This window comes from Candidatus Omnitrophota bacterium, from assembly GCA_023819145.1.
Taxonomy (GTDB): Bacteria; Omnitrophota; Gorgyraeia; order DTHP01; family DTHP01; genus JBFWKV01.
In genome coordinates, this window is the sequence record JAMWCW010000008.1 from 23,117 (window position 1) to 37,159 (window position 14,043).

General features: G+C 36.5%; 10 protein-coding genes. 6 read left to right on the plus strand and 4 right to left on the minus strand.

Annotated elements, in window-relative coordinates; all coding sequences use genetic code 11:
- Window positions 1–73: 73 nt before the first annotated feature.
- From NC818_05150 to NC818_05165, 4 genes are all read left to right on the plus strand, one after another.
- Window positions 74–934, plus strand: a complete 861-nt coding sequence (locus tag NC818_05150; protein MCM8784138.1) for an electron transfer flavoprotein subunit beta/FixA family protein — start codon at window positions 74–76, stop codon at window positions 932–934.
- A gap of 86 nt (window positions 935–1,020) precedes the next feature.
- Complete coding sequence (locus NC818_05155) at window positions 1,021–2,223, plus strand: electron transfer flavoprotein subunit alpha (GenBank protein ID MCM8784139.1); 1,203 nt, start codon at window positions 1,021–1,023, stop codon at window positions 2,221–2,223.
- Between the two features lie 91 nt (window positions 2,224–2,314).
- Entirely contained in the window at window positions 2,315–4,021 is a 1,707-nt protein-coding gene (locus tag NC818_05160) for a GspE/PulE family protein (GenBank protein ID MCM8784140.1), read from the plus strand.
- Between the two features lie 404 nt (window positions 4,022–4,425).
- Window positions 4,426–7,212, plus strand: coding sequence for a S8 family serine peptidase (locus tag NC818_05165; GenBank protein ID MCM8784141.1), 2,787 nt, complete (start codon window positions 4,426–4,428; stop codon window positions 7,210–7,212).
- 444 nt (window positions 7,213–7,656) lie between these two features.
- Here the strand turns inward: NC818_05165 and NC818_05170 are convergent, their stop codons facing one another.
- The gene (locus NC818_05170) at window positions 7,657–7,848 is read right to left on the minus strand and encodes a hypothetical protein (GenBank protein MCM8784142.1); all 192 of its coding nucleotides are present in this window, start codon (window positions 7,846–7,848) and stop codon (window positions 7,657–7,659) included.
- A 122-nt stretch (window positions 7,849–7,970) separates the two neighbouring features.
- On the minus strand, window positions 7,971–8,780 hold the full coding sequence (locus tag NC818_05175) for a hypothetical protein (protein MCM8784143.1): 810 nt from the start codon (window positions 8,778–8,780) through the stop codon (window positions 7,971–7,973).
- Window positions 8,781–9,068: 288 nt separating this feature from the next.
- Between NC818_05175 and NC818_05180 the strand changes: the two genes are divergently transcribed.
- Window positions 9,069–9,824: a polyprenol monophosphomannose synthase gene (locus NC818_05180; protein MCM8784144.1), complete on the plus strand. Its 756-nt coding sequence runs from the start codon at window positions 9,069–9,071 to the stop codon at window positions 9,822–9,824.
- Between the two features lie 12 nt (window positions 9,825–9,836).
- On the opposite strand, the gene NC818_05185 is transcribed toward NC818_05180, so the two are convergent.
- Window positions 9,837–11,693 carry a hypothetical protein gene (locus NC818_05185; protein MCM8784145.1) on the minus strand — a complete coding sequence of 619 codons (1,857 nt, stop codon included), beginning with the start codon at window positions 11,691–11,693 and terminating at the stop codon, window positions 9,837–9,839.
- The gene (locus NC818_05190) at window positions 11,694–13,193 is read right to left on the minus strand and encodes a phospholipid carrier-dependent glycosyltransferase (GenBank protein ID MCM8784146.1); all 1,500 of its coding nucleotides are present in this window, start codon (window positions 13,191–13,193) and stop codon (window positions 11,694–11,696) included.
- Between the two features lie 118 nt (window positions 13,194–13,311).
- Here NC818_05190 and NC818_05195 point away from each other — a divergent pair, with 118 nt between their 5' ends.
- Window positions 13,312–14,007: a glycosyltransferase family 2 protein gene (locus tag NC818_05195; GenBank protein ID MCM8784147.1), complete on the plus strand. Its 696-nt coding sequence runs from the start codon at window positions 13,312–13,314 to the stop codon at window positions 14,005–14,007.
- Window positions 14,008–14,043: the final 36 nt, after the last annotated feature.

Consider the following 14,043-nt stretch of genomic DNA (forward strand, 5'->3'; position numbering starts at 1 on the left):
AAATTGTTAAATTGGCTAAAGAACGAAGTTCCATTACATTTAACCTTTTTAACCAATTACCATTTAACCAACAATGAATATAATTGTTTGTATCAAGCAGGTTCCAGATACAACTGAGGTTAAAATTGATCCCCAGACAAACACTTTAATTCGGGAAGGTGTAGCGTCGATTATTAATCCCTTTGATATGTATGCTATAGAGGAGGGGATTCGTTTAAAGGAAAAATACGGTGGTAAAGTCACGGTGATAAGCATGGGCCCTCCTCAGGCAGAAGAGGCATTGCGTGAAGCTATATCCATGGGGTGCGATGAAGCAATTTTGATTACCGATAGAGCCTTTGCCGGTTCTGATACTTGGGCAACCAGTTATACTTTGGCAAAAGCGATTGAGAAAATTGGCGATTTTGACCTGATTATTTGCGGTAAGCAGGCAATAGACGGAGACACCGCTCAAGTTGGCCCGGGAATTTCTGCCCATTTAGATCTACCGCAGGTAACCTATGTGAAGAAGATTGAGGAGATAAAAATATCAGAACGCCAGCCACAGAAGGCGAGCCTTATCCATACGGAAGAGATTAGAACACCAGAGCACCAGTTACCCATTGCCGATGTGGCGAGGGTTGAGCGGATGATGGAGGAAGGTTATGAGGTAGTTGAGGTTCCGCTTCCCTGTTTGATTACCGTCGTAAAAGAAATAAATGAACCGCGTCTACCTTCATTAAAAGGAAAACTTCGGGCAAGATGTGCAGAAATTAAAAAATGGGGAATCCAAGATTTAGGTTTGGATAAAAAAGATGTGGGATTGGAAGGTTCTCCGACGCGGGTGGTAAAAATATTTACGCCTCCACCACGCAAAGGCGGACAAATTTTAGAAGGTGAGACAAAAGAAGTGGTGGAAAAGTTGGTGGAACTACTTAAATCAGAAATTATTTAGTAAATAGTTAAATAGTTGATTAGTTAAATAGAAAGGATTCTGTTATTTAACCTTTTAACAATTTACCATTTAACCAAAATAAAAAGATGGGGATAGTGGTTATTAAAGAAAAATGTACGGGATGTAAACTCTGCGTTAAGGCTTGTCCTTTTGGGGCAATAAGAATAGAGCAGAGGTTAGCGGTTATTGACCTTGATAAATGTAATCTCTGTGGTGCCTGTGTTTCCGTTTGTAAATTTTCTGCTATTGTTTTAGAGAAATCAGTTACCGATTACCGAGCACCGGTTACCGATTACCAGGGAATTTGGGTTTTTGGGGAACAAAAAAAAGGAATAATACAACCGGTAGTTTTTGAACTCTTGGGAGAAGCGAGGCGCTTGGCAGAAGATTTAAAAACCGATGTTTCTTGCGTGGTTTTGGGATATAAGATAGAGAACAAGCGGATAGAAGAGCTTTTTTGGAGAGGAGCAGATAAGGTTTATTTAGTGGAAGCAGAAGAACTTTATCACTACCAGGATGAGCCCTATACTAATGTTATTACAGAATTGATTAAAAAATACAAACCAGAGATTTTTCTCTGTGGAGCAACAGCCATTGGCCGGTCATTGATTGCTCGCGTCGCCATAAATGTGAAAACTGGTTTAACCGCGGATTGCACCGGTTTGGCGATTGACCCCGAGAAAAAACTTCTTTTACAGACCCGTCCCGCTTTTGGAGGAAATATCATGGCAACGATAATTTGTCCTGATTATCGACCGCAGATGGCCACGGTAAGACATAAGGTAATGAAAGAATTGGCTATAGATAAGACAAGAAAAGGGACAATTATTCGGGGTAATTATGACGGGAAATTACTCTTGTCGCGCACAAAGTTGTTGGATATTGTAGAGGAAATAGAAGCAACCGTTAACCTTGCCGAGGCAGACATAATTGTTTCTGGTGGAAGAGGGTTGGGAAAACAGGAGAATTTCAATTTGATTGCAGATTTAGCAAAAGTTTTGGGTGGAGCGGTCGGTGCTTCACGAGCAGCGGTAGATAGCGGATGGATTTCTTATTCACATCAGGTAGGCCAGACAGGAAGAACAGTTTGCCCGAAGATTTATATTGCCTGCGGGATTTCCGGTCAAATCCAGCATTTAATTGGCATGCAATCTTCAAAGATAATTGTGGCCATAAATAAAGATTCCCATGCTCCGATATTTAATGTGGCTACGTATGGAATTGTAGGGGATTTGTTTGAAATAGTTCCTGCGTTGACAGAGAAATTTAAGGAAGTACTGAGGAAATAGTTAAAAATAGTTTAATAGTTAAATGGAAAAATCTATTTAATTTGTCATTTTAACAAATTACCTTTTAACCCGTACTGACGAAGGAGAGATAATGGCAATAAGAGAAACTTTAAAATTAGGAGAGATGTTAATTGAGGCAGGGGTAATTACTCCTGAACAACTAGATGCGGGGCTAAAAGAACACAAAAGAACCAAGGAATTTTTAGGGATTACTTTAGTGAAAATGGGGTTTGTAAGCGAAGAGGTTCTTTTCCCTATTCTTTCCAAACAATTAGGCATTCCTTTTGTGCGCATAAGAGAAACCAAGATAGAGCCAGAGATTATCAAAAAGGTTCCCGCAAAATTTGCTTCTTACTATAAACTTATGCCCGTTAAGATGGAAAATGGAATACTGGTGGTTGCGGTGACTGATCCTTTGGATATTCATACCATTGACGATATAAGACTACTTTTAGGCTACGAGGTAAAACCGGTTTTAGCAGGAGAAAAAGATATCATTGAGGGGATAAAAAAATATTATGGCGTAGGCGCGGGAACAGTAGAGAAAATGATGGAGAAGACAGTAGTTGAGGAGACAGAGAAAGTTACGGAAGTAGTAACTGAAGAAGTAGAGGAGTTGGCGGAAGACGCTTCGGTAATAAAATTTGTTAATCAATTGCTTACTCAAGCAGTAGAAGAGCGGGCTACCGATGTGCATATTGAACCCTACGAAGATGAGCTTAAAGTGCGTTTTCGTATAGACGGGGTTTTAAACGACATCTCTGTCCCGGCGGGAATTCGCCATTTTGCTTCGGCAATTGTTTCCCGCATCAAAATTATGTCTAATTTGAATATTGCTGAACGCCGACTTCCTCAGGATGGAAGAATAATTATTAAGATTAAAGGAAAAGATTACGACCTGCGTATTTCTATTATTCCCTGTGTTTTTGGAGAAAGTGTAGTGATAAGAATCTTAAGCCCGGGGATGCTTTATAGCCTGGAAGAGCTTGGTCTTTCGGAGCGAGATTTAAAAATCCTTGAAGAAATGATTGCTAAGCCGCATGGGATTATCTTTAATACCGGACCCACCGGAAGCGGAAAGACCACTACTCTCTATGCCTGTCTAAATAAGATAAATAAACCCGGGATAAAGATTATTACCATTGAAGACCCTGTAGAATACCAACTAAAAGGGATAGTGCAACTGCAGGTTCATCCCAAGATTGGCTTTACCTTTGCAGCAGGGTTGCGTTCGATATTAAGACATGACCCCGATGTAATCATGGTGGGAGAAGTGCGTGATTTAGAAACTGCGGAGACCGCTATTCGCGTGGCTTTGACCGGGCATCTTGTGTTTTCTACCTTACATACCAATGACGCGAGTGGAGGAGTTACCCGCTTAATTGATATGGGCATTGAACCATTTTTGGTCGCTTCTTCTGTAGAATGTATTATTGCTCAGCGCTTAGTAAGACTAATTTGTCCTGATTGTAAAAAAGCGATAAAGCCCAGTAAAGATGTATTGGAGGAATTAGAAGTAATGGAGAATGTAGATATTGACAAAATAACCATCTTTGAAGGTAAGGGATGTGAAAAATGCAAGTTTACCGGCTATCGGGGAAGAACGGGAATCTATGAATTTTTAGTTATCAATAATGAAATAAGAAAAATGATTATGGAGCGACTTTCCAGCGACCAGATTAAGAAAAAGGCAATGGAGATGGGAATGCGTACTCTGCGTCAGGATGGCTGGGAAAAAGTGCTTAAGGGTCTCACTACCCCGGCAGAAGTAATGCGTGTCACTCAGCGCGAGGAGTAACACCTGCAACAAAAGTTCCACCCCGTAACTATAGTTACCTGTCATAACTTCAATCATATTAGTGATTTACATTCATAATTCTTATTCTGCAACAAAAGTTTACAACTTTTTAAAATTTTTTTATTTCGGAAAATAAAATTTACGAACATAACTAAAATTTACATATTTATGTAACATCTTGGTGAACATCAACTTAGGAATGGTTATTTCATCAGGCTAAAGTTCATTTCTTATCTGGCACAGAAATTGCTTATTTTCAGGTGAGGCTCAAATAAAGGAGGCGTAAAATGAAGGGGTGGAGGAAAGAAAGAAGGGGAAAGAAAGGAAAGAAACTCTTTGAGCCTTAAAAAAATTCTCCCCCCCCGGCCCTTTGGGGCCGGAGGGATAAACAAAAAGGGGGTAAAATGGATAAGAAAAGTAGGGGAAGAAAGCGTGGGGGGATAAAATTTTTAAAGGGGGCGATTGAGATGAAAAAGAGAATTTATAACAAAAGAGGAGAAATTTTAAATCGCCTGTTTTTAGGATTAGGAGTGGTAATTTTGGGGTTAGCTTTAGCCATTGGGATAAAGGCTCTATTCTTTAAAGGAGTTTCTCCACTACAAGAGATGGCAAAAATTGAAGAGCCGGAAAAGGAGGAAACTCGGGAGATTGCCAAGGAAGAGCTTGCTTTAGAGGAGAATTCTTTTGAAATTCCTAAGCCGGCAATTACTAAATTAGAAAAACCTGTCAAAATGATAACTGAAAAGGTAGATGTTGTAGCATATTTAAAGGAAAGAGGTTTAGAGATTAAAGAAGTAAAGCCTAAAGAAACCTTAAACAGACTTCTTGCCCAACATCCGGAAATTACCCAGAAGGCAAGAGAATATCTAGATAAAACTGATTTACTTCTTACTAAACCTGGTTCTTATGTTCCTGGCGAAATAATGATAAGGCAAGTTTTGCCCGAGGGGAAAATAGAATATACAAAACTTAAAGTAGAGGAAGGAAGGGAGCGGGAAGCAATCAAAGAGGCTAATAATATTGAAGGAGTAGAAGCCTATTTAAATAGAATAATTCCTATCACTTTATTAAAACGTTATAATCTTCCTTCTCTGCCCAAACCACCTGTGGTTAAACCAGTGGTTAGTGATTATTGGCCTAATGACCCGGATTATTTGGAAGGAAAACAATGGGCGCTAGAGGTATTGGAGATAGCCGATGCGTGGGAAGTGGTAAAGGAGTATTATGAAAAAAGTTGCGAACAACTTCATACTGCTACAAGTTCCGATAGTAGAGGAGTTAAGACATTAGTAATCAGAACCAATTCAACACCACCTCCTCCTGAGCCAATTCCTATTTGCGAAGCTAACTATCCGGAAATAAAAATAGCCATTATTGATACGGGTTGTGACCTTAACCATCCGGATTTAGCGGAAAACATTGATAAAGATTTAGATTACGATTTTGTAAATGACGACCAAGAAGCAGATGATGATAATGGCCATGGCACACATTTAACAGGAATCATTGGTGCGGTAATAAATAATGGAATTGGCATTGCGGGAATTGTCCCTACCCCAAAACTCATTATTATCAAAGCACTGGATGCTGAAGGAGAGCAGGTAGAGGCTGATGTGTTAGCTGAGGCTATAGCTTATGCGATTGAAAAAGAAGCGAGAATTATCAACATGTCGTGGGGAACTTGGGAGGATTTGATGGAAGAGCCAGTTTTAGAAGATGCTTTTGAACTTGCCTTTTCCAGTGATATTTTATTAGTAGCCGCAGCGGGAAATCATGCCGGTAAAGGAAGAAATGGAGAAGATTGTGTTTTATATCCGGCAAGATATAGAAAGGTTTTGGGTGTAGGAGGGACCGATTTTGTGGATGAACGCTGGGAAACTGCAGAACGAGATTATGGAGGAACGGCTACTGATAATCCTTGGTATGGAAAACCATTCGAGAGTGCTTATGGAGAAGGGGTAGATATTTTTGCACCGGCAGGGGATAAATTAGAGGGAGACATTTATAGTACACTACCTGACGATACTTACGGTTATTTAGCAGGGACATCTATGTCCAGTGCTTTTGTTACAGGGATTGCGGGTTTGATTTTAACCTTAAATCCTGAACTTGACAAAGATACGCTACGAGAGTTAATCCTTGCTACTGCTGAAGAAATAGAAATTGAGGGAACACTAGCAAAAAGAATCAATGCTTACAATGCGGTAGAAGAAGCATTTTCTTTCTCTATAAAGGAAGAAGATAACGAAGATGAAGAAGAAGATAATGAAGAAGCTGAAGAAGAAGATAATGAAGAAGCTGAAGGAACTGTTCCTGAAGATGAAATTTGGATTAAGGGTAAAGTAACGGAAGATGGAGAAGCTAAAGAAGGAATTACTGTTAAACTTATGTTAAAAGACAAAAATGATGAAAACAGGCAAACCCAGGAAGCCAAGACCGATAAAGATGGGAAATACTTGATAAAATTCACTAAACTGGATAAAACTAAAAAATATAATTTAGACCGCCTTGAGCCTAAAAAACAAACTAATGTTCTAAGAAATTTAGAGCCAGGAAAGGAGTATACGCATGATATTACGTTTGATATTATAGGATATGGAGGAGGAGGTGAAGAATGTGATAAGGCAAGCTGCAGCAAGTCCATTACTGGTCAGGGAATGAGTTGCAGATGTACAATAAGAGGTTGTGAATGTAAAACTTCAAATGAGTGGGAGGAATATTGTAGAGGAACATGTTCAGACTGGGTTGCGGTAACATGTGGAGATGGTAAAACAAAATGGGTAAGATGGTGTGCTCCTGGTTGTGAAGGAAGCTACTCAGGAGGAGATCCCTACGAATATAGTAGTGAAGGAGAACCAGGAAGAGATTCTTATACTGCAGAATGTAAAAATGGAGAGAGAGATGAAGTGGGCAACGTATGCATGTTCGGTAAGTGGTGTGGTCCTGGTTCAAATATATTGGAAGGATGTACCCCCAAAAAACCGACACCTACGCCGACACCGACGCCGACACCTACGCCGACACCTACGCCGACACCTACGCCTACGCCGACACCTACGCCGACGCCGACACCTACACCGACACCGACGCCGACACCGACACCGACACCAGAAGGAACACCGACACCGACGCCAGAAGGAACAACCGACGCCGACACCGACGCCGACACCGACACAACGCTATGCGAGTGAAACAAAAAGGGGTCAGACCCCTTTTGGCAATTTTTTTCAAAAAAGTGCCTGACCCCATATCTTGCTGACCCCATATCTATATCTTTACTTTTTGCTTTTACACCCCTTAAAATTTACACTTGACAATTCTTATGATTGTGTTATACTTTATTAAAAAGGGCCTAAAAAAGGGGCCTGACCCCTTTTTGACATAAGAATCCTGACCCCTTTTTGACATAAGAATCTTCCTTCAAAATTTAAGTTTAGATTTTCTCCTGCCACGTAGTCTGACAAATGTTAGATAAAGAGGTTTTTTAGTTAAATGGTGAGCTTTAAAATTTTAATTTTTTAATTAGGCGTGTTTATGACGCTTTTCTGAAATATATTCAGTAATTTTGGCAAAGAGGAAGAGAATTAACATTATTATTCCCACACCTAATAACGCAATTTCTGTGATAGCCATTATTAATCCTCCTTCAATGGAAGGGTTAGGAATCCGATAATTCCCATAGCTAAAGCTAAACAAATTCCTAACACTAAGATACGCAAATTAATCTTTTCCGAGAATAAAGTACCAATAACTATGATTGTAACAATATACTTTGCTACATCAATAAACATTTTTCCTAATTCTATTCTTCGAAAATAATATTTCATTCTTTTATCAAAGTTAGTTTAACAAAACAATAAAAATATGTCAAGAAATTTAAAACTCTCTTTGTAAAGTTTTAAGAATCGCAGAGTATCTTTTTAGCAATTAAGAAATTGAGAATAGTTTTTTAAAACACCCAATTTACGGCAAAGCTTCCCGCAGTTTCATCTAAGAATCTCCCTTCAAAGTTTAAGTTTATGCTTTCTCCTGCCAAGTAGTCTGTTCCCAAGAAGATGCCAAAGTTTTTATCTGCTTCGTATTTGTTATTATCTGCCCAGCCTGAGTCTTTGGGTTCTTTTATGGTGGTGCGCATATCAGAGTATCTTATGCCAAAATAAGGAGTAAAATTATTAATTTTTTTAGCCAGATAAGGAGCAATATGCCATTCTTGGACCACAAAAGATTTATACTTTGTAGAATTGCCCTCTTCATTTAATTTTGCTTTACTTTGCGATCTTAAATACTGCAAATCACAGCCCACCATCCAGTCGTTTAACCAGTCGCTCTTAAACCAATATCCTCGATAATTATTTTTGTTAAAACGATAGACTCCTTTTAGCCCTAATCCATAAGTAACTCCCAAGTCAGTATTAAATTTATCGGTAGCAGTTTTTACACCGCCGTTGTAGATTTCGTCTTTTAAAGTATAATCCGCTACGCCTAATTTTAGATAAGCCTCCAGATTATCTAAAAGCCCATAAGAAGCTTTTACTGTAGCTTGGTAAGTTTTATTTATTTTTGCATTTTTTATCTCATCTCCTACGAGAAGGCCCGAGGAACTTTTAAAATTCAATTTCCTCTCAAAAATGAATGAAGAATCCACCCCCACCCCTAACCTACCTTGTCCCTGCGTTTCTGCACCTCCAATGCTTGCGCCATGAGCAAGAGTAGGAAGAAAAATTAAAACCACCATACTTAAGAAAAATATTTTTTTCATTCTTCTTCCTCCTTTTTTATAGGATTTTATAGGAAAGTTAAGGAGTTAAATTGAAATTTAATAGAGTTCTTTCTCCATCACCTCCTTTTTTAGGATAAATATAAATTTAGAAATAACTTGCATAAAATTTGAAATTATTATAAAGCAAAATAAATTGTTTTGTCAAGAAAAAAATTACCTTAAACCCCCTGCCCACCTCGTAGGTGGACTTTCTTCCCACCTACGAGGTGGGCTATATGGGTGTTTAATTTCTTGTTAGCTTTCTTATTTTCTGTTATAATTTTTCCCATGAGTTTTGTGGTCGTTATCCCTATTTACAATGAAAAAGAACACATAAAGCCTCTGATTAAAGAGATTTTAGCAGTGGAAAATGTTTCTAAAATTATTGTCATTGACGATAATTCTTCCGATGGGACGGGAGGAGTTTTAGATGAACTCAAAGAGGAAGTTTGGCAATTAAAAGTTATACATCGTCCTCAAAAATTGGGTTTAGGAACCGCTTATATTGAAGGATTTAGACTTGCTTTAAAAGAAGATTGTAATTTTATTCTTCAGATGGATGGAGATTTTTCTCATGACCCAAAATACATTCCTCAAATGCTTGAAGCTATAAAGACTTGCGATTTGGTGATTGGTTCACGCTATATTTCGCAAGGAGGAATTAAAAATTGGAGCCTTTGGCGGAGATTATTAAGTAAAGTAGCAAGTATTTATGTCCGCATCATCACAAAAATGCCTCTTAATGATCCCACTAGTGGTTTTAAATGTTTTAGGAGAAAAGTTCTGGAAAAAATTACTTTGGATAAAATACACTCGCAGGGTTATGCTTTTCAAATCGAAATGAATTATTTAGTCTGGGGAAATAATTTTCGCATTAAAGAAATTCCCATTGTTTTTTACGAACGAAAAAGAGGAAAATCAAAACTTAACCTGAGAATAATTCTTGAAGCCATGTGGCGTGTCTGGGAACTACGTTTTGGAAACGAAATGATTCGAAGAATAACGAATCGTACAATGATATTTGGATTATTCGTTGTCATTTGATACTCTCGTTGATTAATAATTTACCTCAAATATACGAAAAAATCCCGATTCCATTTCTGTTTTATAGATTTCTTTAAAGCGGTTCGATTTAAGAAAAGTCCGCAGATTGGGTTTAAGTTCTTTTTCATAAGGACTGATGACAATATGAGTGATTTTATATTTCTTGATGAAGGTTAAATCTGCGATACGATAAATCTCTTGTATATCTTTTTCTATCTCATCATATTTATATCCATGAGACCAGAGCCATCCCCGATAGCCCAAGATAATACTCCTTCCACTTAACATAGAAACAGGATGATTATGAGTATCTGAGGTTAAAATTAAAGCAGAAGGTGTTATGTTTTTTCTTACCCAAGAGGCAATCGCTTGTTCTTTCTTATTTGCCATTACAAAACTTATACGATTAAGGTAAATGTAGTCAATTACTCCAGAAAATACTGAAAAAAATAACAGGATAATTACTAAAAATAATCGGTCAGGTTTTTTCCAACGCGAGGTTTCTAAAATCTTTATCGGAGTAAAACTGGCAATAACACAACTTATGAAAAACCAATGCAGGAAATATTTAGCGTTGTCCCAGTCCAAGGGATGAACCATGATAAAGTTGGCCAAAAGAAAGATTATAAGAAAAGGTAGATAAAAAATAATCTCTTTTTTTCTTACCAGAAATAAACCTTTGATGAGTAGAAAGAAAATAAATCCGAAGTTATAAATCCAAAAAAGAAAAATGAGTATAGGATTAGGTGAATTTAGCATCCAGCCCGGTTTGAGCCAAAAAGATTTATGTAAGGTGTTGCTAATGAGATAAAATACTTGAGGTAGACTTACGATAATCGCCGGAACGATAAAATAAATCCATTCTTTTCGGAGACGAAAGATGAAAAGAATTAAAGAAACAAAAATTAAAACTATAAAAGAAGAAGTATGGATCAATGGGAGACAACCTAAAAGAAATCCTCCGAGGATAAGATTCTGTACGGAAATTCGCGGTTCGTTATTTTTAAAAAATTCTTTTAGAAGAATAAGATAGATAAATACGGAAATAGCCATTCCCCAGATAATTGTTCTCTGTGAAAGGAAAAGGACTGAAAGTGCATTTCCCCAGACAAGCCCTTTGGAATCAATTTTAGTATAGAAAGATTGGGCAAAGAATATTTCTTTTGGCTCTTTTCCTAAAGCAAAGAGAAAACCAAAATTTCCATTAAGGAAGAGAAGAAGCAGACAAAATAACGCCGCAATTTCTGAATGGCTAAATTCTTTAGTAAAAAGAAAAATTATAGAAATAAGCCCAATTCCTAAGATTAGGTTAATAAAAACAATAGAATTTACATAACTTAAACCCCCCTTATACATAATTGCTGAAAGAAAATCAGTGAGGAAGGGATAGATAAGTTTATGTTTTACGAGGAGAGGGTGGTTTAAGGTTAAAGGGGTTTTTTCCGAAAAATGCATCATATAAGTAAGATGGAGGGCATAATCTCCCCAGGCGGTAGACATTGCTCTTAAATTTCCTTGCGTATCAAACTTAAAGGTATTGAAATTAACTAAAGAAAAGATTAAGCTGAAGAGGATAATGGTTAAAAGATAAGTTTTAGAGGGAAGAATTATTGAAGGAAATTTTTTCTTTTGAGCATATTTTAAAAGAGCCAGAGAGAAGAATACAGAAATTATAGTTACTACCAAAATTAATTTTATATTCAGTGAGCCAATAATCAGGGACAATATAAAGGTTATCCAAGTGGTAAGCGTAAAACCCAGAATTATCCCTAAAGTAAATTTTTCCTCAATCCGTGGGAATCCCCGAAAATATAAAGCAATACTTGTTCCTAAGAGAAAACTTGCTAAACAAAAAATTATCCCTATCATTTATATCCAACTCTTTATCCACATATAAAAATCAAATGTCTTCTGGCTTATGGGCAGACCATAGCTTAAAGGTGAAAAGATTAAGAAACAGCCAATTAATGTGAAAAATAGGGCTATTAACCAGTAGTGAGGAATTTTATAAATATTTCTTTTGGTTATAAAATAAAGATAAATACTGAATAAACTCCCCAGAATAATAAAAAAGCTTCCTAATAAAAAAGGAGTCTCTTGGGGAATATACCATAAATAAACGGCGCGGGAGATTAAAATAAGTAAAGGAAGCGCGGTAATTAAGGTAAATATACTTGGAAGTGGAGAGGGTATTTCTTCTATTGCTAGAAATTTATCTAAAATAACTGCGGTAGCAATTAACGCAAAGATAAGCGCCGTAAGATAATGATATAAAAATAAACAACGGGAAATAGACATAAAAGGGAGGAAGGAAATGATATAACCGCTTAAAATAATCTCTTTACCTCTAAATTCAGCTAAATTCCTGAAAGGAAAGAATTTCTTAAGGAAGGTCAGAATAATAAGAGTAATTATCCCCAGTGTGGATAACCACCAGACAAAAGGGTTTCCTAAAAAGGTAATATTTTGCACGTGGTTACTTCCCAGAGAAGAATGCAAATAACTCACCGACCTTGCCATAAAAGGCCAGGTAAACCATTTGCTGGAATAGTGATGAGTTAGAGGGCGTGAATGGCTATAAAACATGCTTTTGTTTAATCCCATAACTTCTTTAAATCCTCCCGCATGATTTAATGTTTTGAAATGGATGGAAATTGTAAAATAGTAAATGATTAAAGGAATAATTACAAAAGTAAGAAAATACATAATTATTTTTTTTGGTTTTTTCATTATTTTTAGACGCTCGGTGTAAAGAATTTCTATCAAAACTATCCCCAGACCAATTAAACCAATCCATTTAGTAGATATCGTAAAACCTCCACTCATCCCAGCGATAAAAAGCCAGCGTTTTCTTTTTCCATTTTCGCTTTTTAGAAAAGTATATATGGTAAAGATAATAAAAAAGATTAAAAATGGGTCAGGAGTAATAAACCGTGAATGGGTCAAAAAGGCGTTGTCAAAAAGAATAAATAAAGAAGCCAATAATCCTGCACGCGGAGATTGGGTAATTTTTTGTGTAAAAAGAAAAATAAGCGGTATTAATAAAGCACCAAACAATGCAGGAACAAGTCTTAAAACAAAAAGAGGGGTCTCTTTGGGATATGCTGAACCAATATGCTCAAAACTTGTTTTTGGATCTAAACTAAATAATTTTGCTAAACCTGCCATAAAGAGTTTAGCCAAAGGAGGATGGTCATCAAAAAAATATTCCCGCTTTAGATAACTTGAGATATATTTCCCATAGTGCACTTCATCAAAGACGACTTTATTGACAGAACTTAAATTAATTAAGCGGGTGAGTAAAGAGAGTAGGGTAAGAAAGAGGAGAATCTTAGAACGGTGCTGCTTAAATAAATTATTGTTTTGCATTCGTTTTTAATATAAAATAAAGAACATAAAATGTCAATTTTATTTTAAATGATAAACAATGTTCTAATTTTTTAGAACACTTGTTTTAAACAGTTTTAAATTAGTTAAGATTTATTAAATGATAAGAAACATTTCGGTTTTTTTCCCTGCTTATAATGAAGAAAAAAATATCGAAAAGGTAGTTTTATCTACTTTAGATTTTTTAAAAGAAATTACTTCCGATTATGAGATAATTATTGTTAACGATGGGAGCAAAGATAGAACAGGAGAAATTGCAGAAGATTTATCTAAAAAAAATCCACAGGTTAAAGTGGTCCATCACTCTAAAAATTTAGGTTATGGCTCGGCACTTACTTCTGGATTTAGAAATTCTACCAAAGATTTGGTTTTCTTCATGGATAGTGATAACCAATTTGATATCAAAGAAATAAGAAATTTATTGCCTCTTTTAGAGAGCTTTGATGTAGTGGTGGGTTATCGGCTAAGAAGAAAGGACTCTTTTCATCGTAAATTGAATGCCTGGCTTTTTAATCTATTGGTAAATATCTTGTTTTGTTTAGGAATAGAAGATGTGGATTGCGGGTTTAAGTTATTTAAAAAAGAAGCAGTAGAAAATATAAAATTGGAATCAAAAGGAGCTTTAATCTCAACAGAATTATTGGTGAAAATTAAAAAAAGGGGTTTTAGAATAAAGCAAGTAGGAGTGCACCATTATCCACGGATGCACGGGAAACAAACCGGTACAAACTTTAAGGTGATTTTAAGGTTTTTTAAGGAATTGATTAAGATGGGATGGAAACTAAGATTTAGTTAAATAGTTAAGTTGAATAGTTAAATGGTTAAATGAAGG

Excerpts from the sequence above, each read along its gene's own strand:
- NC818_05175 (MCM8784143.1), bottom strand. The coding sequence starts at position 8,780 with ATGAAAAAAATATTTTTCTTAAGTATGGTGGTTTTAATTTTTCTTCCT.
- NC818_05160 (MCM8784140.1), top strand. The coding sequence starts at position 2,315 with ATGGCAATAAGAGAAACTTTAAAATTAGGAGAGATGTTAATTGAGGCA.
- NC818_05185 (MCM8784145.1), bottom strand. The coding sequence starts at position 11,693 with ATGATAGGGATAATTTTTTGTTTAGCAAGTTTTCTCTTAGGAACAAGT.
- NC818_05170 (MCM8784142.1), bottom strand. The coding sequence starts at position 7,848 with ATGAAATATTATTTTCGAAGAATAGAATTAGGAAAAATGTTTATTGAT.
- NC818_05195 (MCM8784147.1), top strand. The coding sequence starts at position 13,312 with ATGATAAGAAACATTTCGGTTTTTTTCCCTGCTTATAATGAAGAAAAA.
- NC818_05190 (MCM8784146.1), bottom strand. The coding sequence starts at position 13,193 with ATGCAAAACAATAATTTATTTAAGCAGCACCGTTCTAAGATTCTCCTC.
- NC818_05180 (MCM8784144.1), top strand. The coding sequence starts at position 9,069 with ATGAGTTTTGTGGTCGTTATCCCTATTTACAATGAAAAAGAACACATA.
- NC818_05165 (MCM8784141.1), top strand. The coding sequence starts at position 4,426 with ATGGATAAGAAAAGTAGGGGAAGAAAGCGTGGGGGGATAAAATTTTTA.
- NC818_05150 (MCM8784138.1), top strand. The coding sequence starts at position 74 with ATGAATATAATTGTTTGTATCAAGCAGGTTCCAGATACAACTGAGGTT.
- NC818_05155 (MCM8784139.1), top strand. The coding sequence starts at position 1,021 with ATGGGGATAGTGGTTATTAAAGAAAAATGTACGGGATGTAAACTCTGC.